Source organism: Prochlorococcus marinus str. MIT 0917 (assembly GCF_027359575.1).
In the GTDB taxonomy this organism is placed as follows: Bacteria; Cyanobacteriota; Cyanobacteriia; order PCC-6307; family Cyanobiaceae; genus Prochlorococcus_B; species Prochlorococcus_B marinus_D.
In genome coordinates this window covers 1,083,920-1,103,956 of the sequence record NZ_CP114784.1, presented here as the reverse complement: position 1 = coordinate 1,103,956, position 20,037 = coordinate 1,083,920, and the positions used below count along the sequence as shown (strand labels likewise).

The window sequence follows — 20,037 nt, the reverse complement described above, 5'->3', positions numbered from 1 at the left end:
AAAGGTACTACTAATGCTTGAGGTTAATTCACATAAACATCTAAAAAAATACTATCAAAACAATCTTGCTCTATGGCCTCATAATTTGACCCTAACAAGATTGATCTCCAGAAGCTTAATTCGTAAAGATAATACTTTTATTCAACTATCAAGTGACAGTAGAAATTTTTGGTGGCCTGGCCTCTTGATTCCACTTTGTTTGCATAACAAGAACATTGTTCTGATTCTTTCAGAGAGACAACGTCGACTATTGTTTGAAGTGGAATTGCCAAAGCTCAGATATAGTCGATTAGGTTTTAATTATGTTGAAGGGATTGAATTAACTCCCTCAGATAAAGAGGTTTGGGTCCTAAGTTATCAAGATCTTATTTTTGCACATGAAAAAGATTTATTAGAAAATCGCCAATTAATATTTCCTGAATCTGAGTTTATTTCTAGTGAGCTTAGAGAATCTATGTCTATTAAAATCACTCCAAAAGATTGGGAGGATTTAATTGCTTCTCATTCATGTTTTGAAGCTTCAATTATTGAAGTTCATGAGCGCCTAACTCGAAGTCTTTTCAGTCATTCAGTAAGTTCTGAGGCTTTCATAAGAATTGATCATAGGGAACTTTTAGCATTAAAAAAAATTCTCAAAGATGACTTACCTTCCACAATGCCTTGGAAACGAGCTCTTAATGCGGCCAGCAATGAATGGGTAACATGGGCGAAACTAGATAATAGAAAACTTAGTTGGGATTGGTATATTCAACCTTTGACTCCTTTGCAAACTCTCTCGGGTTTGTTATCAAAAAATACTCTTTTAATGTTGACTAATTCAGGTCAAAGCGATTCTTTCTTTTTAGATTTAAATAGTAAAAAATTTACTTTCACTGTAAAGGTGAATTTAGGAAATAAATTTGATCAAGAACCTATTCCTTTATTTGTTCCAGAAAGACAACCTTTGCCAAATACGGCTCATTTTTATCGTCATATTCTAAGACAGTGTCAAAGATTAATTCTTGGTCGTACTCGTCCAACTATTATTTTGGTAGATGATTTGCAACTACGACTTCAGATAACTAGTGAATTGTCTGGAGAATTTGGATTGAGAGTAGTTCATGAAACTACTGATATTGAGACTAATGGGATTATTTGTTGTAGTTGTAATTGGTGGATTATGCATCAGTACAATTTGCCAACACCAGATCAATTGATTTTTCCAGTTGTTCCATTGCCCACTTTAGAATCACCCTGGATTGCCGCTAAAGTTGAAATACTTAAGCATCAAGGTCGTGACTGGTTTCGAGAATTCCTTTTCCCTGAAACTCTTACTATCCTTCTCAAATCGCTTGCAATCATTAGGGGTAAAAATGTTCGAGTCGCTATACTTGACGGCCGCATGCGGTATAGAAGTTGGGGAAAACTAATATTTGAAGCTCTTGAGCCATGGGTTGAGTTAGAGCGTTTATTGCCTTATTAAAATCAATCTCTTAGATTGATAAATATTGTTTTTTATAATGGGAGAAGCTCGCCGAAGATCTAAACAAGGCTTAAACCCTCGTAGTAAGAAAAACTCTAGGAATGAGTCTCCTCGTATTGTTTCTTGGTTTCCTGTTACGCAAGCGCAGAGAGATCAATTTATACAATTAAGTATTCGTGCAGGATGGGTAGGTATTGCTGCTTTAGTTATTCTTTGGATTATTGTTCGCTTTGTTGGGCCTGCTGCGGGGTGGTGGATTCCTGCAGACATCAGATAAAGTTAAATATATTGTTACCTTTAGCCGTTAGCTGAAACTTGGCTTAGGCTTGGTCGTAATGAAGCATGTCGAGCAGCCGCGGCTAATGGTCTCATTGAATTAGCACTTACTTCTGAGCCCTCAGTTAATTTGTCTTTAACTAATTTTTCAATTATTTCTTTTGATTCAGGATTTTGTTCAAGCCAAGTAATGGTATTGTCTCTTCCTTGCCCAATATTGTCACCTTCATAGCTATACCAAGCTCCTTTACGAGTAACGACATTAGTCTCATCTGCTAAATCCAGAAGACAACCAAGAGTACTAATTCCTTTTCCAAATAGAATATCAAATTCGGCTATTCGGAATGGAGGCGCAACTTTGTTTTTTGCGACTTTTACTTTTGCACGAATTCCATATTCTTCAGTTCCTCTCTTTAACGTTTGAATACGACGAATATCTAATCTTACAGAGGCATAAAATTTAAGAGCGTTTCCACCAGTGGTTGTTTCTGGATTCCCATATGTAATACCAATTTTTAGACGTAATTGATTTAAGAAAATCACTGTGCAACCAGACTTGCCAATATTTCCAGTAATTTTTCTCATTGCTTGACTCATAAGACGAGCTTGAGCACCTACTGAATGGTCACCCATCTCTCCTTCTATCTCTGAACGAGGCGTAAGTGCAGCGACTGAATCAACAACTACTAGATCGACTGCAGCAGATCTAATAAGTTGGTCAACGATTTCCAATGCCATCTCGCCTGTATCCGGTTGAGATACTAGAAGATTCTCTACATCAACACCAAGAGAAGCTGCATAGACTGGGTCAAGAGCATGTTCTGCATCTACAAATGCAGCAACTCCGCCGTTACGTTGAATCTCAGCTATCGCATGTAATGTCAGCGTTGTTTTCCCAGAACTTTCGGGACCATATACTTCAATTACACGTCCTTTGGGATAGCCGCCACCAAGAGCCAAATCAAGAGTTAAAGCACCCGTAGATATTGTTTCTACCCGCATCTTTGACGCGTCCCCAAGACGCATGATCGAACCTTTCCCGAAATTGCGTTCTATTTGCCCAACTACTAAGCTTAATGCTTTTTCTTTTTCTCCAGATTTTGCGTCTATTTTCTTGGATTCAGTCGATTGGAGTGACTTACCTTCGTTTGACATGACAAATAACGTTAATTCAGAGGGATAACAAGAGACGTTGGGATTTGGTTATGAAATACTCAGTTCCTCAACGAATAGCGATTAAACCGATAGTACAGACGTACGCTATTAAGTCAAGACCACTTCCGGATTGGTTCTCGTAAAGTATCTGAATTTAATAATTTAATACTGGAAGGAAGATTATTTCTATCTTGAGGTTTTAAGTATCCCCAGCTTGCTAAGTAACAAGGGATAGATTTCAGCTTGGGATCTTCTAAGACTTTTTCTAAGGTAGTTCTTCGATCTTCAATAAACCCTGGAATGATTCTTTTTTGTAAGAGTTGTTTTAAGACATCGACTTTACTTCCTGATTCGTGACCGAAAACAAGCTTTGGCTGAAGATCGAAACAATCCAAAAGTTTTTTTGTGAACTCAATGCTTTTTGTTGTTAAAACAGCAAACTCTATTCCTTCTTTCTCAAGTGTCTTGAGGCGTTGAGTGACTAAAGAAAAAGGCTGATGAAAATTTAACCATTGATTGAAATTATTTGATATTGCTTCTCTTCTTGTTTGATTTAAAGCTTCTTGTAATTGAGAAGGTGTCCAACCCCATTTTTCAAGAGCTAAAGAGCATTCTATTTGGTAATTTTTTGAGAAATTTTGTAAACCTTTTAAGTTTAATTGACTAGTTTTATTTGAACATTCAGCAGCCAGAATAACCATTTCCCAACCCTCATTAACCCAGGGTCTCATGGCTTTAAAAGTTTGGGGAATCTCGCTAGGAAAAGAAATAATTTCTTTTTCTTTGGGAGAAATTATGTTTAGACAAGTTTGACGAGAACTTGACCAATACTCCTTAATGCCGTCAACTATGACACCATCAAAATCAAGAACAAGTAGAGGTTTTTCTATCACTAACTATTGAAAACTGGGCCGCTAGGATTCGAACCTAGGAATGTCGAGACCAAAACCCGATGCCTTACCACTTGGCGACGGCCCATTGTTCCAGATCTATGTTTGCAATTTAAAGACATAGATTTGGATTCTTTCTCTTAAATAATTGCATATTTGATTCAATCCTGTCATGTCTTTATCTAGTTTTTTTTAGTTAATCGGAAGATTTCTTCATTAATCCAGCACAAGATGTGCTTTCGAATGATTGATTTGGCTAGGGAAATCCAATTATAAAGATTTTCTTACAAGCCAAGGATTTATCAGTCGTTTTGCCTCTGCAAGAGCCGACTCCCAGCCTTCAGGCCAATCTCTAATACTAATTCTTTTTCGTTGAGCCTCTTCTAGCCATGGTTGGATTATCTTTCTCGCTTTCCCTCCAAAAGCAACTCCTTCAGGCCCTTTAATCTCTGGTAGGTACTTAATTGTCGATTCATTAGTCCCTCCAGCAAGCTGTAAGGGGCCTGGTGGAGCTATTGGGCGTATTCTTTCCCATAGTTTTACTGCAATTTTGGCCGCACCTGCTCCGAGATCTCCACTCATTCGACGCCCATCAATTTGCCAGAGAGGTTTTTGATTATGAATTCTCAGGAATTTATGTCGCAGCCAAAGTTCTTCTGCTAATTTTTCATGGTTTATTCCATACCCTTCTAAACCACAGCTGACAGATAATCGTTGTAGCTGCAGATCGACTTTAAGAATTTCCTTAATTGTTTTTTCAAATGCTTGGCCTCTTCCTGGAGCAGTATGAATTTCTACTGCATCTGGTCTGATAGTTGTTAACAACGGAGCAAAATCTTTAAGAGTTAATCTTCGATCCTTTTCTTGAATGATTCCTAATGGGCATGTATCAATACACCGGCCACATCCATAGCATTTATTAGCTTTTACACTACCTTCGTTTTCAATCGCGTGAGCTGGACAAATGCTTTGACAGGGTCTTAAGCAATTGGATGGACATAGGCCTGGATCAAACCAAGCTTTGCGAAAATGCGCATCTTTTCCATCACTTAAGCTGATCATCAGCCAAGGTTTTTTCCCATAAGTGTCGAAAACCCAATCAATAGCATTGCGAGCTGCATGGATAACAGCTTCGTCGGCAGCCAGGTCAATGCAATGCACCCCTGCAGCCCCATAAATTGAGCAAAGATCAGTTATTGAAGGCAAGTCTTGATTACTTGCGCCACAAATTAACTTTACCCAGTTACCTTTCTTTAGAGCTTCAGAATTGTAAATCGAATTGTTAGTAATCACCTTGATGAATTTCTAATCTCTATTGATGAATTCACTTAATGGTTGCCAGGTAATACTTCGTGCCCCTCCCATCTCAATAACAATTTTGATTCTAGGGTCCTTTTGGCAGAGATTATTTATTGCTAATAGTTCTGACTTTGATAAGACTTGCCCCTCTAATAACCACAGAACCAAGGTTTTATCTTCTACTAACAATTCATTTAATTGAGGAATAACTTGTTGAACTTCCCCTAGAGCCCCATTTCTCCCAACATTTTGATGTCCCAAATGTGGTGGTCTGATTCCATGTAATTGGGTAAGAAAGACAACTGGATCTCCTAAGCCTCTAGCGGAAGTTATCTGTGTTTGATATCCACTAGCTCTAAGCCTTCTAAGTAAACGAGTTTCTGCTCCACCTTCTAACGGACTAAGGATGGCAAGGCAGCCGAATGATTCAAGATCATTGCGAAATGTCTGGCCAGAGAGTAATAAAGGCATCCTTAAATCAAATTCTTTATCTTATTCAAGTGAAGCATCACACAAAATGGGTGTTAATAGTGTAATCTTTTAAGTTGCTAAAGCTTTTCTATGCCCGCCCGCTAGCCGGGCCTCTGGACGCTTGAGCAGACTAGACGTTTGCGTTTAGCCTTTTTGGCTAGTGCAGGAGAATTTATTTTCTTTTGTCGAGATACTGTTTGAACTTTTTTAAAAGTTTGAAAAAGTCTCAGCCACCTGATTATCGCTAGCATTTTTCCAAATAAATTGAATTTCAATTAACTTCAACTTTTTTGGCTAGATAGGCGATTTAATTCAGATTTCAAGTCTCTCTCATTGCAGATTGACCTTTGAGCTGGCGTTTTTTTAACTCATGTCTTTAGGAATCTTAGGTAAGAAGTTGGGAATGTCCCAACTCTTCGATGATCAAGGCAGAGCCGTTCCAGTCACTTTGATCGAAGCGGGTCCCTGTCGAATCACTCAATTAAAATCTGCTGATACGGATGGTTATGCTTCTGTACAGATAGGCTTTCAATTAATTCGTGAAAAACTTATTAATAAGCCTTCAAAAGGTCATCTGGCAAAATCAGGTGATGACCTTTTACGCCATCTTCGAGAATACCGAGTAGAAAATTCTAGTGAATTTAAACTCGGAGCTGCAATAACTGTCGATGATTTCGAAAAAGGTCAAAAAGTTGATGTTAGTGGAGACACTATGGGTAGAGGATTCGCAGGTTATCAAAAGCGACATGGCTTTAGCCGAGGGCCCATGAGTCATGGTTCAAAGAATCATAGATTGCCTGGTTCGACAGGAGCTGGAACAACCCCTGGGCGTGTTTATCCCGGGAAAAGGATGGCTGGTCGTATGGGCGGTAAAAAAGTCACTACAAGAGGCCTTGAAATTCTAAAGATTGATACAAATCACAATTTATTGGTAGTAAAAGGATCTGTTCCGGGGAAGCCTGGATCTCTTTTAAACATTAGACCTGCCAAAAGAGTTGGCGTATCTACCCAGCAAGGAGGTAAATGATGGCTAACTGTACTGTTCTTGATTGGCAAGGCAAAGAGGCTGGACAATCATCAATTGATTTGAAAACTGCCAAGGATTCCTCAGCAGCAGATTTATTACATCGTGCTGTTTTGCGTCAACAGGCACACAGCCGTCAAGGGACTGCAAGCACTTTGACTAGGTCTGAGGTTCGAGGAGGCGGGCGAAAACCCTACAAACAAAAGGGTACTGGTAGAGCAAGGCAAGGCTCAATTAGAACTCCCCTACGCCCAGGAGGTGGAATTATTTTTGGCCCTAAGCCTCGCAAATACAACTTGGAGATGAATAGGAAGGAACGAAGACTAGCTCTTCGTACTGCACTAATGAGTAGAATTTCAGACGCAAAAATAATTAAAGACTTCGGTTCCAAGCTAGAGGTTCCTAAAACAAGTGAAATTCTTGCTGTCCTAAAGAGAGTAGGAATTGATTCTGAAGGGAAAATTCTTATTATTCTCAATAAACCATCAGAAATTATAAAGCGATCAATTAGAAACTTAGAAAAAATTAAGCTTATCTCTGCTGATCAATTAAATGTGTTTGACCTTCTCAATGCCAACTCATTGGTAATAGGTGAAGATGCATTATCAACCATTAAGGAGGTCTACGGTAATGACTAAATTTTTTGATAAACGAATTACTGAAGTAATTAAGCGTCCTTTGATAACTGAGAAGGCGACAAAAGCTTTGGACTTAAATCAGTACACTTTTGAAGTTGATCCAAGAGCAGCTAAGCCTGATATAAAGGCTGCTGTAGAAAAAATGTTTGATGTCAAGGTTCTTGGTATAAGTACTATGAATCCCCCAAGAAAAAGTAGGAGAGTCGGTAGGTTCTCTGGAAAGAGGCCTCAAGTGAAGAAGGCTGTGGTTCGCCTAGCTGAAGGCAATTCCATACAGTTGTTCCCAGAATCAGAGGAGGCTTAAAACAATGGCCATAAGAAGTTTCAAACCTTACACACCTGGTACTCGTACAAGAGTAGTAACTGACTTTAGTGAAGTTACATCCAATAAACCTGAGCGCTCACTTGTCGTATCTAAGCATCGAAAGAAAGGTCGCAATAACAGAGGTGTAATTACTTGTCGACATAGAGGAGGAGGGCATAAAAGGTTGTATAGGATTGTTGATTTTCGTAGAAATAAGTATGGTATTTCAGCCAAAGTTGCGGCAATTCATTATGACCCGCATCGGAATGCAAGACTTGCTCTACTCTTTTACTCTGATGGTGAAAAGAGATACATACTTGCACCTGCGGACATAACAGTTGGGCAAGAAGTTATTTCAGGTCCAGATGCACCAATTGAAACTGGTAATGCTTTACCACTTTCTTCAATGCCTTTAGGTTCGAGTGTTCATTGTGTTGAACTTTATCCAGGTAGAGGCGGACAGATGGTCCGTACAGCTGGAGCTAGCGCTCAAGTCATGGCTAAAGAAGGAGATTACGTCGCGTTGAAATTACCTTCAACTGAGGTTCGTTTAGTCAGGAAGGAATGCTACGCCACTCTTGGAGAGGTTGGTAACTCTGAGATTAGAAATACAAGCCTTGGAAAAGCTGGAAGAAGAAGATGGCTTGGTAGACGACCTCAAGTTAGAGGAAGTGTCATGAATCCATGTGATCACCCTCATGGAGGAGGAGAAGGGAAAGCACCTGTTGGACGTGCTGGCCCAGTGACACCATGGGGTAAAGCTGCTCTTGGTTTGAAAACCAGGAAGAAAAATAAGCCCAGCAATAAGTACGTTCTTCGAAAACGACGCAAGGTATCTAAACGGAGTAGAGGAGGTCGAGATTCATGATTTCTATCTTTATTTACCAATTCTTTTAAACCGTTATGGGACGTTCACTAAAAAAAGGGCCATTTATTTCAGACAGTTTGCTTCGTAAAATCGAAAAGCAAAACTCTAATGAAGATAAAGCTGTCATCAAAACATGGTCTAGAGCCTCAACAATTCTGCCAATGATGATTGGCCATACAATTGCTGTTCACAATGGAAAGAGTCACATACCTGTTTTCATAACTGAGCAAATGGTTGGACACAAGTTAGGAGAGTTTGCACCAACTCGAACCTACAGAGGCCACATCAGAGATAAAAAAGGAGCACGCTAATCATGACTACTTCATCTACCAAAACGACAGCCCAAGCCCATGGGCGTTATATTCGCGGATCTGCTTCAAAAGTACGCCGAGTTCTTGATCAAATAAGAGGAAGAACTTACAGGGATGCTTTGATCATGCTTGAATTCATGCCTTATCGATCAACTGAGCCAATAACAAAAGTATTGCGATCAGCTGTTGCGAATGCAGAAAACAATCTTGGTCTTGAACCTTCTTCGTTGTTTATTAGCACTGCTACCGCTGATATGGGTCCACCAATGAAACGCTATAGACCTAGGGCTCAGGGCAGAGCATTTGCAATTAAAAAGCAGACATGCCACATCAGCATTGCTGTTTCGGCCACTCAATCAACCAATTCTGAGGACTCGGACTGATGGGACATAAAATTCACCCCACTGGAATTAGGCTCGGTATCACTCAAGAGCATCGTTCTAAATGGTATGCACCAAGTAAAACTTATCCTTTACTACTCCAAGAAGATGATCGGATCCGTACTTTCATCAAGAAAAAGTATGGAGCAGCAGGTATAAGTGATGTCCTGATTGCTCGAAAAGCAGATCAACTTGAGCTTGAATTAAAAACTGCTCGGCCAGGAGTCATAGTCGGTAGGCAAGGAAGTGGTATTGAAGAACTTAGATCTGGTATTCAAAAAACAATCGGTGATAGAAATAGACAAGTACGTATCAATGTTGTTGAAGTAGAAAAAGTTGATGCAGATGCTTATCTTCTTGCCGAATATATTGCTCAGCAACTAGAAAAGCGTGTTGCCTTTAGACGAACTATTCGAATGGCTGTTCAAAGAGCACAAAGAGCTGGTGTCTTAGGTCTTAAAATACAAGTAGGCGGAAGGTTGAATGGCGCTGAAATCGCACGTTCTGAATGGACACGAGAAGGAAGAGTTCCTCTACACACTTTGCGAGCAGAAATTGATTATGCAACCAAAGTAGCTACTACAACCTATGGCGTTTTAGGAATCAAAGTATGGGTTTTCAAAGGTGAAGTTCTTCCTAAAGAAGAACAGCCATTACCTGTTGGTTCTTCTCCTAGACGCAATAGGGGGAATCGAAGACCTCAACAATTTGAGGACCGTTCCAATGAAGCTAAATAAGGAGTTTTAATCATGCTTAGTCCAAAAAGAACCAAATTTCGCAAACAACAGAGAGGCCGTATGCGCGGCGTTGCTACTAGAGGCAATAAAATCGCTTTTGGTCAGTTTGCATTGCAAGCTCAAGATTGTGGTTGGGTTACCTCAAGACAAATCGAAGCAAGTAGACGAGCTATGACTCGTTATGTAAAAAGGGGAGGACAAATTTGGATTCGTATTTTCCCTGATAAGCCTGTAACGATGAGGCCTGCCGAGACAAGAATGGGATCTGGTAAAGGTAACCCAGAATTTTGGGTTGCAGTTGTCAAGCCTGGTCGAATCTTGTTTGAAATGGGTGGCGATGAAATTACAGAGGAAATTGCAAAAGAGGCAATGCGTCTTGCTCAATACAAACTGCCAGTAAAAACAAAATTTATTTCTCTAGAGGAAGATCTCAATAAGGGAAATTATAAACCTGCTAAAACGCCAGTTACAGCAGATAATTCGGAGTCATCATCATGAGTAAAATAACCACGAAAGATGTTAGGAATCTCTCTGATTCCGAGATATCAGAAAAGATTGAAAATCTTCGTAAAGAACTTTTTGATCTTCGTTTTCAGCAAGCTACAAGACAGCTAGCTAAAACTCACCGTTTCAAAGAGGCACGCACCGAACTTGCTCAACTTTTAACGGTCTCTAACGAGCGAAGTCGCTCAAACACATCATCTTGATTTTTTAGTTATGGCACTTAAGGAAATGGTCGGCACTGTTGTCAGTGACAAAATGCAAAAAACAGTCGTAGTAGCGGTGGAAAATAGATTTCCACATCCTATGTACCAAAAAATTATTAGTCGGACTACTCGATATAAAGCTCATGATGCAGAAAACAATTGCAAAGTGGGAGACAGAGTTCGAATTAAAGAGAGTCCTCCAATGAGTGCTCAGAAAAGATGGACGGTTATAGATGTTCTTGTGAAGGGTATGAAATCCAAGGAGGCTGCAAAATGATTCAGCAAGAAACATTCCTAACTGTTGCAGATAATAGTGGTGCCAAGCGTTTGCAATGTATTAGAGTCTTGGGCTCTAATCGTCGTTATGCCCATGTAGGCGATGTGATAGTTGCTTCAGTTAAAGATGCAATGCCAAATATGGGAGTAAAAAAATCAGATGTGGTCAAAGCAGTTGTAGTGCGTACCAGAGCTACGATGCGCAGAGAAACAGGAAATTCAATTCGCTTTGATGACAATGCTGCGGTGCTTATTAATGATGATCAAAATCCAAGAGGTACAAGGGTATTTGGCCCCGTTGCACGCGAATTAAGAGAGCGCAATTTTACTAAAATTGTTTCCTTAGCACCTGAGGTTATTTAGTCATGCCAGCAATTAACAAAACCAAAGTATCTTCTGATCGGATAAAAATGAAGATCAGGAAAGGAGATACAGTTCAGATTATTTCTGGAAAGGATAAAGGTAAGACCGGAGAAGTCCTTCAAACACTTCCTCATGAAAATAGAGTTTTAGTGAAGGGAATTAATCAAAGAACAAAGCATTTAAAGCCATCACAGGAAGGAGAAACGGGTCGAATAGAGACCAAAGAATTTTCTTTGCATGCTTCAAATGTAATGATCTACTCAACTAAAGAAAAAGTTGCTAGTAAGGTTGAAATTTTTATAGATAAAGATGGGTCAAAGAAACGGCGATTAAAGAAGACAGGGGAATTAATTGATTAATTAATTCACTATTCCTTTGTCTGAATTAACTAAAGCAGACTTTCTTTTCCCACTTGAATTCTGACCAAGACCAGAATCAACTTTTTTCCAGCAATGTCACTAAAAACCCGCTACCGAGAGACAATTAGACCAAAGCTTTTAAAAGACCTCGGTCTGAAAAATGTTCATCAAGTTCCTAAAGTGCAAAAGGTCACTTTAAACAGAGGACTTGGTGAGGCTGCATCTAATTCAAAAGCTTTAGAAGCTTCTCTAGCTGAAATGGCTACCATTTCTGGGCAAAAAGCTCTTATAACAAGGGCCAAGAAAGCAATTGCTACCTTTAAAATTAGACAGGGAATGCCTATAGGTTGTGTAGTCACACTTAGAGGTGACCGCATGTACGCCTTCTTGGAAAGGTTTATTAATTTGGCACTTCCAAGAATTAGAGATTTTCGTGGTGTGAGTCCAAAAAGCTTTGATGGCCGAGGAAATTACACCATTGGAGTCAAAGAGCAACTTATCTTCCCTGAGATTACTTTTGACAAAGTCGACACTATTAGAGGGATGGATATCACAATTGTGACCAGTGCTTCCTCTGATGAACAAGGTAAGGCTCTTCTTAGTGAAATGGGAATGCCCTTCCGTAAAAAATGAGTTTGATTAGCTAAATACTATGGCCAACCACGATCCAATTTCAGACATGCTCACTCGCATAAGAAATGCAAGTGAAAAACGTCATGAAAATACCAAAGTCCCTGCTTCAAGAATGTCTCTTAGTATCGCTAAGGTTCTTCAGCGTGAGGGATTTATTGCAGAAATCAATGAAGAAGGAGAAGGCTTTCGAAAGCAGCTCATTCTTGGATTGAAATATACTGGTAAGCATCGCTCACCCATTATTCGTTCAATGCAGCGAGTCAGTAAACCAGGCTTGAGGATTTATAAAAATACTCGAGGATTACCAAAAGTTTTAGGAGGCCTTGGAGTTGCAATAATTTCCACCTCTAAGGGAGTCATGAGCGATCGTGATGCTCGCAAGCAAGGTGTTGGAGGAGAAGTCCTCTGCTACGTCTGTTGATTGATTAGGTATTTATTATGTCTCGTACTGGAAAAAAACCAATCTCCCTTCCCGAAAAGGTAGATGTAAAACTCGAAGGACTTTCTATCACTGTAAAAGGTCCAAAGGGTCAACTGCAGCGAACCCTTCCTACTGGAGTCAGCCTAAGCAAAAATGACAACATAATTGTTGTTAAACCTATAAATGAAAAGAGACAGTCCAGGGAAATGCATGGACTATGCAGATCTCTTGTGGCAAATATGGTTGAGGGCGTTAGTAATGGTTTTACAAAAAAACTTGAGATTGTAGGTGTTGGCTCAAGAGCTCAAGTAAAAGGAAAAACTCTTGTTGTTAGTGCCGGTTATAGTCATCCAGTTGAGGTTGTACCTCCAGAAGGCATTACTTTTAAAGTTGAAAATAATACAAATGTGACTGTAACTGGTCCTGATAAAGAATTAGTTGGCAACGAAGCTGCAAAAATAAGAGCAATTAGACCTCCTGAACCTTATAAAGGTAAAGGGATCAAGTATGAAGGAGAAAACATAATTAGAAAAGCTGGTAAGTCTGGCAAAGCTTCTTAATCTTGCTTATTTGTCTTTTTAAATTTTTTAGCCATGTCAAAACTTTCTAGAAAACAACAGACCCAAAAACGACATAAACGCTTGAGGAGAAACTTAAGCGGAACAGAGGCTCGTCCAAGACTTGCTGTATTTCGGTCTAATAACCACATCTATGCTCAAATAATAGATGATGATGCTCAAAATACTATATGTGCAGCATCAACCCTCGATAAAGACCTCAAGGCTTCTTTAAAAGCTAATGCTGGAAGTTGCGATGCCTCTACAGCAGTAGGAGATCTTGTTGCCAAAAAAGCTTTATCAAAAGGCATCAAACAAGTTATCTTTGACAGAGGTGGGAACATCTATCATGGCAGGGTTAAAGCTCTAGCCGAAGCGGCCAGAGTGGCAGGCTTGAACTTTTAATTATTGCTTTAATAATGACAGACTCTAAAAACCAGTCACCAAATAAAAAAACTTCTGGATCATCAGATAATCCTCCTGCAGCTGATGGTAGGCAGGAAAATCGCCGCAACCGTGGTGAAAAACGCGGAGGGAGAAGAGATAGAAGAGGTCAAGAAAGAGACTCTGAATGGCAAGAACGCGTTGTTCAAATTAGAAGGGTCTCTAAAACAGTCAAAGGTGGAAAGAAAATGAGTTTCAGGGCAATAGTTGTAGTGGGAAATGAAAAAGGCCAAGTTGGAGTTGGGGTAGGAAAAGCGGGAGATGTTATTGGTGCTGTTCGGAAAGGAGTTGCTGATGGAAAAAAACATTTAGTTCGTGTTCCTTTAACTCGAAATAGCTCAATTCCAACTCTCTCTAACGGCAGAGATGGAGCAGCAAGTGTATTAATTCGTCCTGCAGCGCCGGGAACAGGTGTAATTGCAGGAGGTTCAATTCGTACTGTTTTAGAATTAGCTGGAATTAAGAATGTACTTGCTAAGAGGTTAGGTAGTAAGACCCCTCTTAATAATGCTCGCGCTGCAATGGTTGCTTTAAGTGAGTTAAGAACTCATAAAGCCACAGCAAAAGAGCGTGGTATCTCCCTTGAGCAGATTTACTCTTAAAAATCATGACTATTAAATTAGAAGCCCTTCAGTCAAATAAAGGATCTAGACGTAAAAAAATGCGTAAAGGTCGAGGTATAGCTGCTGGCCAAGGAGCTAGTTGCGGCTTTGGAATGCGTGGGCAAAAATCTCGATCAGGAAGACCTACTCGTCCAGGATTTGAGGGTGGTCAGATGCCTTTATACAGGCGAGTACCAAAACTAAAGCATTTCCCAATAGTTAATCAGAAAAATTTTACTGTCCTCAATGTTTCGACTTTGAATGATTTGAAGGATGGTACTGTGGTTAACCTTGATTTATTGGTCAAGGAGGGTATTTTGACAAAACCAAAATATCCTCTAAAAATTCTTGGTAACGGCAAATTAGAAGTTAAATTAACTGTTCAAGCTGCTGCTTTCACAGCATCCGCCAAAAAGAAAATTGAAGACCTTGGAGGAACCTGTGAGTTGTACACTTAAGTGTTGTTTCTTTGAAAATATAATTTTATACATTAGCCTCAAATAAATTATCATTTTAAATGTTAATAAGTCGTGGTCGAAATCCAAGTGCAGGCGAGGTGATTACCCAGCTTTTCACTAACGAGGAGCTAAGGGGAAGAGTGTTTACGACCCTTGGTTTATTGTTAGTTGTTCGACTAGGTATTTACATTCCCATGCCTGGGATAGATAGAGAGGCTTTTAAAACTTTTATTGATCAGGGAGGTCAACTTATTGGATTCCTTGATATCTTTACAGGCGGTGGAATCTCAACTTTGGGTGTTTTTGCATTAGGTATTCTGCCATTCATTAATGCGTCAATAATTATTCAATTGCTTACTGCTTCATTACCTCAACTTGAAGATTTACAGAAGAATGAGGGGGAGGCAGGAAGAAGGAAGATTGCCCAAATCACTAGGTATGTGGCTTTGGGTTGGGGCTTAGTTCAGAGTACAGTTTTTGCTTTGATTCTTAGACAGTACGCTGTCGCAGGTCTTAGTGAAACTGAATTTGTTATTCAAACATCCTTGGCATTAGTTACTGGATCAATGATAGTGATGTGGCTTAGTGAGATTATTACTGAAAAAGGTATAGGCCAAGGTGCTTCTTTGGTTATTTTCTTGAATATTGTTGCAACTTTACCTAAGGCACTGAGCTCTACTATTGAAAAAGCTCAAACCGGAGATAGAGCAGATGTTTTGGGGATAATAATTCTTTTGATTGTTTTTTTAATTACTATTGTTGGCATTATTTTTGTTCAAGAAGGTGCTAGAAGAATCCCAATAGTAAGTGCAAAAAGCCAAATGGGAGGAACAGCGCTTTTGCCAAGTAGACAAAGTTATCTACCTCTTAAGTTAAATGCTGGAGGTGTTATGCCAATAATTTTTGCTTCTGCATTGATTTTCCTCCCAATAACAATTGCAAATTTCACTCAAAACCCTTTACTTATTAAGGCTGCTAGTTCACTGAATCCAGGCTCATCTAATCCATGGCCTTATGCAATTACCTTCTTTGCATTGATTCTAGGTTTTGCTTACTTTTATGCTTCTTTAACGATTAACCCAATAGATATTGCATCTAATTTAAAAAAAGGTGGTGTTGCAATTCCTGGAGTAAGGCCAGGAGGTTCTACTTCTAATTATCTTTCAGGTGTGCAAAACCGTCTTACTTTACTTGGTGGATTATTTCTAGGTTCTGTTGCTATTGTCCCTGCCGCAGTAGAGAGAGCGACTAATGTACAAACTTTTCAAGGGCTTGGAGCGACTTCCTTATTGATTTTGGTAGGAGTTGCAATAGATACATCTAAGCAGATTCAGACTTATGTAATTTCTCAAAGATATGAAGGATTGGTGAGACAGTAAAATTTTTTGTATGATTTTTATTTAAATGAAAAAAAAATTACTTTTCCTTGGCCCCCCTGGCGCAGGTAAAGGAACGCAAGCAAATCTTTTATGCAAAAAATACGGATTAGTTCATCTTTCCACTGGAGATTTACTTAGAGATGAAGTCTCCTCTGGTTCTGTTTTAGGTCTCAAAGCTGCTGAGATTATGAATAAAGGAGAATTAGTAAGTGATGAATTAGTTCTCTCAATTGTTGAAGGAAGATTGGTAAATATTAATGAGGGGTGGTTACTTGATGGGTTCCCTAGAAATGTTAATCAAGCTAATTCTCTTGAAAATCTTTTAGAAAAAATCAAGCAACCTTTGGAAGGAGTTATATTAATAAAAATTGCTGACGATTATTTAATTAAAAGGCTTTTAGAAAGAGGAAGGCAGGATGACAATGAACAAGTAATAACTAACAGACTGAAAATATACAGAGACAAAACCTCTCCTCTAATTGATTTGTATAAGAAGCAAGGTATTCTCAAGGAGATAGAAGGTAATGCTGACATAGATGTTGTTTTTTCATGCATTGAGAAGTCTTTAGGCTGACGATGTAGTAAAGTTATAGTTTGGAAATAGGAGAGTCTCACCAAATGAAGGTTAGATCCTCAGTCAAAAAAATTAGTCCTGACGATCAGATCGTGAGGCGAAGAGGCCGAATCTATGTGATAAACAAGAAAAGGCCTCGTAACAAGCAGCGTCAGGGCTGATTCCTGACTTTTTAAGAAGTCTTAAACGATTAATTTTTTTCGTTTACTTCTTTCAACAACGTCATCATTAATTTATGATGATTTTTATTGTCCTCTTCGATTTATCCCTAAGTGGCACGGATTTCAGGCATCGATATACCTCGCGAAAAGCGGGTAGAAGTTGCCCTTACTTACATCTACGGCATTGGCTTAACCAGAGCTCAGGCTATCCTTGAAAAGTCAGGTGTTAATCCTGATATTCGTGTAAAGGATTTAGAAGATAGTGATATTCAGAAGCTCAGAGCTGTTACTGAAGAATTCACTCTTGAAGGAGATTTAAGGCGTCAAGAAGGAATGGCTCTTAAACGACTTCAAGATATCGGATGTGTACGTGGACGGAGGCATAGAATGAGCCTGCCTGTTCGTGGTCAACGAACAAGAACTAACGCTCGCACAAGGAGAGGAGCTAGAAAAACTGTTGCAGGAAGAAAGAAATAATATTTTTAGACTACTGTTACCAACTAACTGGTAATTTACTAAATTTTTTTAAATAAAACACAGCCTAATGGCTACAACCTCAAAGAAATCCGGTTCTAAGAAGTCAAAGCGCAACGTTCCAAATGGAGTTGTGCATATTCAAAGTACCTTCAATAACACCATTGTCTCAATTACTGATACCTCTGGTGAAGTAATTTCCTGGTCATCAGCAGGAGCAAGTGGATTTAAAGGAGCTCGAAAAGGTACTCCTTTTGCTGCTCAGACCGCTGCTGAACTTGCAGCCCGAAGGGCCTTAGAGCAAGGAATGCGCCAAATCGAAGTTCTTGTACGTGGACCAGGCTCAGGTCGTGAAACCGCAATAAGAGCGTTGCAAGTAGCTGGTCTTGAAATTACTTTGATCAGAGATGTAACTCCTCTTCCTCATAACGGTTGCAGGAGACCTAAACGCAGGCGCGTTTAAATCTACTCACTTAAGTGAACTTTTCTTTTTTTCCACATCCCATTAGACCGTGTTGCAATACCAGATAGACAGGATCGACCATCAAGTTTCTAGTGATCGTTCCCAAACAGGCGTTTTCCTAATTGGACCTCTTGAAAGAGGTCAAGCAACAACTTTGGGTAATTCTTTACGCAGAGTTTTAATGGGCGGTCTCGAAGGCAGCGCAGTCACTGCTGTAAGGATTGCAGGTGTTAATCATGAATATGCAACAATTCCTGGTGTAAGAGAAGACGTATTAGACATTCTTCTAAATTGTAAGCAGATTTCAGTTGATAGTCGTAGTCAAGAGCTTGAGATAGGAAGACTGGTTGTATCCGGCCCCGCTGAAGTTAAAGCAAAGGATATTCAGTTCTCATCTCTAGTTGAAGTTGTAGATGGTGAGCGTCCAATAGCAACAGTTCAGGAGGGGCATAACTTAGAACTAGAAATACATGTAGAGAGAGGTGTTGGATATCGACCAGTTGATAGAAAGAATGAAGAGACAAGCGCAATTGATTTGCTTCAAATAGATGCTGTATTTATGCCTATAAATAGAGTTAATTTTACTATTGATGAAACCGCTGTGGCTGAGGGGGGATCTACTAGAGAAAGATTAAAAATGGAGTTAGTAACTGACGGATCTACCTCTCCAGACGATGCATTAGCGGAGGCTGCGAATCAATTAATCGAACTCTTTCAACCTCTTGCTACTGTTTCAATGGTAGAAGAAATTCCTGAAGAGCCAGAGCCTGCAGCAGAGGCCCAAATACCCCTTGAGGAGTTAAACTTATCTGTACGAGCTTACAATTGCCTCAAACGAGCCCAAGTTAACTCTGTTTCTGATCTGATGGGTTTCAGTTATGAGGATTTATTGGAAATTAAGAACTTCGGTTCTAAATCTGCTGATGAAGTTATTGAAGCTCTAGAGAGAATTGGGATTTCTATTCCTCAAAGTAGAACTTCTGCATGACTTTCAGTTTTCTCACTACTAAATTTTAAAGCTAATCAAATGCGTCATCAACGTCGAATCCCACAATTGAGTCTCCCTGCAGATCAAAGGAAGGCACTTTTAAGAGGATTAACTACTCAACTGATTCGCGAAGGTAGAGTTACAACAACTAAAGCAAGAGCCAAAGCTTTAAGAAACGAAACTGAAAGAATGATTACTTTAGCTAAGGATGGCAGCCTTGCTTCAAGGAGAAGAGCTATTGGATATGTATACGATAAGCAGTTGGTTCATGCACTTTTTGAAAAGGCCCAAGAGAGATACGGTGATCGTCAAGGAGGATATACAAGGATTGTTAGAACTACTCCAAGGCGTGGTGACAATTCAGAAATGGCAATTGTTGAGCTTGTATAGGGATTAATTATTCACAAATGTAAATTAATATCTTTTATTTTTTTAGTACGATTTGACGAATAGAATTGCTCTTGTTATTCAATACGATGGAACAGATTTTAAAGGCTGGCAAAACCAAAAAGATTCAATAACTGTTCAAGGAACTTTAGAAGAAAAAATTGCAGAACTTGATCCAATTAAACCTGTCAAAGTAATAGCAGCTGGCAGAACTGATTCAGGAGTGCATGCTTCAGGACAAGTTGTTCATTTTGATTGTTCTGGCCCAATTCCTATTCACAAATGGCCATCAGCTCTGAATGGAAGACTTCCAGCATCAATTAAAGTCCTTGAAGCAGTGAGTGTTCCCAGAGACTGGCATGCTTGCTATTCAGCAAAGTATAGAAGGTATAGATATTCTATCTTTAACGGTTCCTACCCAAATCTTTTTCTTCAAAATATAAGTTGGCATAGATATAGATTTAGATTGGATATTAATTTAATGAATAATGCTCTGAATGATTTATTGGGTTTACATGATTTTGCAGCGTTTCAAAAAGCTGGAAGTAATAGGAGTAATTCATTCACCACAATTCAAGATGTTTCTATTTTTCGTAATGGGGATATAGTCACAGTTGAAATTCAGGCCAGTGGATTTTTGTATGGGATGGTAAGGCTTGTGATGGGTCAATTAGTTGCTGTTGGAGAAAAACGACTTTCTCTTGAAAAATTTAGACATAGATGGAGAAACTGTTTGCGCTCTGAGGTTAAAGAGTCTGCTCCACCTTATGGTCTTTGTTTGATAAGAGTCGGTTATGAGGAACCACTCTTTTCAAAAGAGAAAAGTTTTGATACTTTTCCTAGTTTTTCTCTTCCAATATTTTAGTGTTCAAAATATACAGAACACATCAAAGATTTATAAATTAAAAATTGGTAATTTTGCTAAATCAGCAATTTAAATTTTATACAAAAAAAAAAGCCAGTTTTAAGCCATGAA

32 protein-coding genes and 1 tRNA gene are annotated in these 20,037 nt (G+C 39.2%); 28 read left to right on the top strand and 5 right to left on the bottom strand.

Annotated elements, in window-relative coordinates; translation table 11 throughout:
• Window positions 1–13: 13 nt before the first annotated feature.
• Window positions 14–1,462: a helicase gene (locus O5637_RS06470; RefSeq protein ID WP_269603552.1), complete on the top strand. Its 1,449-nt coding sequence runs from the start codon at window positions 14–16 to the stop codon at window positions 1,460–1,462.
• 37 nt (window positions 1,463–1,499) lie between these two features.
• Complete coding sequence (locus O5637_RS06465; RefSeq protein WP_269603550.1) at window positions 1,500–1,739, top strand: DUF2839 domain-containing protein; 240 nt, start codon at window positions 1,500–1,502, stop codon at window positions 1,737–1,739.
• Window positions 1,740–1,759: 20 nt separating this feature from the next.
• Here O5637_RS06465 and recA read toward each other — a convergent pair whose 3' ends face one another.
• From recA to O5637_RS06440, 5 genes are all read right to left on the bottom strand, one after another.
• Complete coding sequence (gene recA, locus O5637_RS06460; RefSeq protein WP_269603549.1) at window positions 1,760–2,893, bottom strand: recombinase RecA; 1,134 nt, start codon at window positions 2,891–2,893, stop codon at window positions 1,760–1,762.
• 113 nt (window positions 2,894–3,006) lie between these two features.
• Window positions 3,007–3,786, bottom strand: coding sequence for an HAD family hydrolase (locus O5637_RS06455; protein WP_269603547.1), 780 nt, complete (start codon window positions 3,784–3,786; stop codon window positions 3,007–3,009).
• Window positions 3,787–3,799: 13 nt separating this feature from the next.
• Window positions 3,800–3,871, bottom strand: a tRNA-Gln gene (locus O5637_RS06450).
• Window positions 3,872–4,053: 182 nt separating this feature from the next.
• Window positions 4,054–5,076 carry an LdpA C-terminal domain-containing domain gene (locus O5637_RS06445; RefSeq protein ID WP_269603545.1) on the bottom strand — a complete coding sequence of 341 codons (1,023 nt, stop codon included), beginning with the start codon at window positions 5,074–5,076 and terminating at the stop codon, window positions 4,054–4,056.
• Between the two features lie 12 nt (window positions 5,077–5,088).
• A complete protein-coding gene (locus tag O5637_RS06440) occupies window positions 5,089–5,553 on the bottom strand; it encodes an NAD(P)H-quinone oxidoreductase subunit N (RefSeq protein ID WP_269603543.1) in 465 nt (154 codons plus the stop codon).
• A 370-nt stretch (window positions 5,554–5,923) separates the two neighbouring features.
• Here O5637_RS06440 and rplC point away from each other — a divergent pair, with 370 nt between their 5' ends.
• The 26 genes from rplC to truA all read left to right on the top strand — a co-directional run bounded on the left by rplC (window position 5,924) and on the right by truA (window position 19,926).
• Window positions 5,924–6,580 (top strand): 50S ribosomal protein L3, encoded by a 657-nt coding sequence (gene rplC / locus O5637_RS06435; protein ID WP_269603541.1) that lies wholly within the window; start codon window positions 5,924–5,926, stop codon window positions 6,578–6,580.
• Window positions 6,580–7,215 (top strand): 50S ribosomal protein L4, encoded by a 636-nt coding sequence (gene rplD / locus O5637_RS06430; protein ID WP_269606934.1) that lies wholly within the window; start codon window positions 6,580–6,582, stop codon window positions 7,213–7,215. The genes rplC and rplD overlap by 1 nt, the downstream gene beginning before the upstream one ends.
• Entirely contained in the window at window positions 7,208–7,519 is a 312-nt protein-coding gene (locus O5637_RS06425; RefSeq protein WP_269603539.1) for a 50S ribosomal protein L23, read from the top strand. The genes rplD and O5637_RS06425 overlap by 8 nt, the downstream gene beginning before the upstream one ends.
• Before the next feature lie 4 nt (window positions 7,520–7,523).
• Window positions 7,524–8,387 carry a 50S ribosomal protein L2 gene (gene rplB, locus O5637_RS06420; protein ID WP_269603537.1) on the top strand — a complete coding sequence of 288 codons (864 nt, stop codon included), beginning with the start codon at window positions 7,524–7,526 and terminating at the stop codon, window positions 8,385–8,387.
• A 35-nt stretch (window positions 8,388–8,422) separates the two neighbouring features.
• Complete coding sequence (gene rpsS / locus O5637_RS06415) at window positions 8,423–8,698, top strand: 30S ribosomal protein S19 (RefSeq protein ID WP_269603536.1); 276 nt, start codon at window positions 8,423–8,425, stop codon at window positions 8,696–8,698.
• 2 nt (window positions 8,699–8,700) lie between these two features.
• Window positions 8,701–9,081, top strand: coding sequence for a 50S ribosomal protein L22 (gene rplV / locus O5637_RS06410; protein WP_269603535.1), 381 nt, complete (start codon window positions 8,701–8,703; stop codon window positions 9,079–9,081).
• Entirely contained in the window at window positions 9,081–9,815 is a 735-nt protein-coding gene (gene rpsC / locus O5637_RS06405) for a 30S ribosomal protein S3 (protein WP_269603534.1), read from the top strand. Before rplV ends, rpsC begins: the two co-directional genes overlap by 1 nt.
• Before the next feature lie 12 nt (window positions 9,816–9,827).
• Window positions 9,828–10,313, top strand: coding sequence for a 50S ribosomal protein L16 (gene rplP, locus O5637_RS06400; protein ID WP_269603532.1), 486 nt, complete (start codon window positions 9,828–9,830; stop codon window positions 10,311–10,313).
• Complete coding sequence (gene rpmC / locus O5637_RS06395) at window positions 10,310–10,522, top strand: 50S ribosomal protein L29 (RefSeq protein ID WP_269603530.1); 213 nt, start codon at window positions 10,310–10,312, stop codon at window positions 10,520–10,522. The genes rplP and rpmC overlap by 4 nt, the downstream gene beginning before the upstream one ends.
• A 10-nt stretch (window positions 10,523–10,532) precedes the next feature.
• Window positions 10,533–10,799 carry a 30S ribosomal protein S17 gene (gene rpsQ / locus O5637_RS06390; RefSeq protein WP_269603528.1) on the top strand — a complete coding sequence of 89 codons (267 nt, stop codon included), beginning with the start codon at window positions 10,533–10,535 and terminating at the stop codon, window positions 10,797–10,799.
• Complete coding sequence (rplN, locus tag O5637_RS06385) at window positions 10,796–11,161, top strand: 50S ribosomal protein L14 (protein WP_011295463.1); 366 nt, start codon at window positions 10,796–10,798, stop codon at window positions 11,159–11,161. Before rpsQ ends, rplN begins: the two co-directional genes overlap by 4 nt.
• Window positions 11,162–11,208: 47 nt before the next feature.
• The gene (gene rplX / locus O5637_RS06380) at window positions 11,209–11,520 is read left to right on the top strand and encodes a 50S ribosomal protein L24 (protein WP_269606931.1); all 312 of its coding nucleotides are present in this window, start codon (window positions 11,209–11,211) and stop codon (window positions 11,518–11,520) included.
• Window positions 11,521–11,613: 93 nt separating this feature from the next.
• Window positions 11,614–12,153, top strand: a complete 540-nt coding sequence (rplE, locus tag O5637_RS06375; protein WP_269603527.1) for a 50S ribosomal protein L5 — start codon at window positions 11,614–11,616, stop codon at window positions 12,151–12,153.
• Window positions 12,154–12,172: 19 nt separating this feature from the next.
• Window positions 12,173–12,574, top strand: a complete 402-nt coding sequence (gene rpsH, locus O5637_RS06370; protein ID WP_269603526.1) for a 30S ribosomal protein S8 — start codon at window positions 12,173–12,175, stop codon at window positions 12,572–12,574.
• A 17-nt stretch (window positions 12,575–12,591) separates the two neighbouring features.
• Window positions 12,592–13,134, top strand: a complete 543-nt coding sequence (gene rplF / locus O5637_RS06365) for a 50S ribosomal protein L6 (RefSeq protein ID WP_269603524.1) — start codon at window positions 12,592–12,594, stop codon at window positions 13,132–13,134.
• A 33-nt stretch (window positions 13,135–13,167) separates the two neighbouring features.
• Entirely contained in the window at window positions 13,168–13,536 is a 369-nt protein-coding gene (rplR, locus tag O5637_RS06360; protein ID WP_269603522.1) for a 50S ribosomal protein L18, read from the top strand.
• A gap of 14 nt (window positions 13,537–13,550) precedes the next feature.
• Window positions 13,551–14,177 carry a 30S ribosomal protein S5 gene (gene rpsE, locus O5637_RS06355; RefSeq protein ID WP_269603520.1) on the top strand — a complete coding sequence of 209 codons (627 nt, stop codon included), beginning with the start codon at window positions 13,551–13,553 and terminating at the stop codon, window positions 14,175–14,177.
• A 5-nt stretch (window positions 14,178–14,182) separates the two neighbouring features.
• Entirely contained in the window at window positions 14,183–14,635 is a 453-nt protein-coding gene (rplO, locus tag O5637_RS06350; protein WP_269603518.1) for a 50S ribosomal protein L15, read from the top strand.
• Window positions 14,636–14,694: 59 nt separating this feature from the next.
• Window positions 14,695–16,014: a preprotein translocase subunit SecY gene (gene secY, locus O5637_RS06345; RefSeq protein WP_269603516.1), complete on the top strand. Its 1,320-nt coding sequence runs from the start codon at window positions 14,695–14,697 to the stop codon at window positions 16,012–16,014.
• Window positions 16,015–16,039: 25 nt separating this feature from the next.
• Entirely contained in the window at window positions 16,040–16,588 is a 549-nt protein-coding gene (locus O5637_RS06340) for an adenylate kinase (protein WP_269603514.1), read from the top strand.
• Window positions 16,589–16,632: 44 nt separating this feature from the next.
• A complete protein-coding gene (gene rpmJ / locus O5637_RS06335) occupies window positions 16,633–16,749 on the top strand; it encodes a 50S ribosomal protein L36 (RefSeq protein ID WP_011295453.1) in 117 nt (38 codons plus the stop codon).
• Window positions 16,750–16,860: 111 nt separating this feature from the next.
• Window positions 16,861–17,226, top strand: a complete 366-nt coding sequence (rpsM, locus tag O5637_RS06330) for a 30S ribosomal protein S13 (protein ID WP_269603510.1) — start codon at window positions 16,861–16,863, stop codon at window positions 17,224–17,226.
• A gap of 67 nt (window positions 17,227–17,293) precedes the next feature.
• Window positions 17,294–17,686, top strand: a complete 393-nt coding sequence (gene rpsK / locus O5637_RS06325) for a 30S ribosomal protein S11 (RefSeq protein ID WP_011295451.1) — start codon at window positions 17,294–17,296, stop codon at window positions 17,684–17,686.
• 49 nt (window positions 17,687–17,735) lie between these two features.
• Window positions 17,736–18,674, top strand: a complete 939-nt coding sequence (locus tag O5637_RS06320) for a DNA-directed RNA polymerase subunit alpha (RefSeq protein WP_269603505.1) — start codon at window positions 17,736–17,738, stop codon at window positions 18,672–18,674.
• Window positions 18,675–18,713: 39 nt separating this feature from the next.
• Complete coding sequence (gene rplQ / locus O5637_RS06315; protein WP_269603503.1) at window positions 18,714–19,064, top strand: 50S ribosomal protein L17; 351 nt, start codon at window positions 18,714–18,716, stop codon at window positions 19,062–19,064.
• Between the two features lie 52 nt (window positions 19,065–19,116).
• On the top strand, window positions 19,117–19,926 hold the full coding sequence (gene truA / locus O5637_RS06310; RefSeq protein ID WP_269603502.1) for a tRNA pseudouridine(38-40) synthase TruA: 810 nt from the start codon (window positions 19,117–19,119) through the stop codon (window positions 19,924–19,926).
• Window positions 19,927–20,037 lie beyond the last annotated feature (111 nt).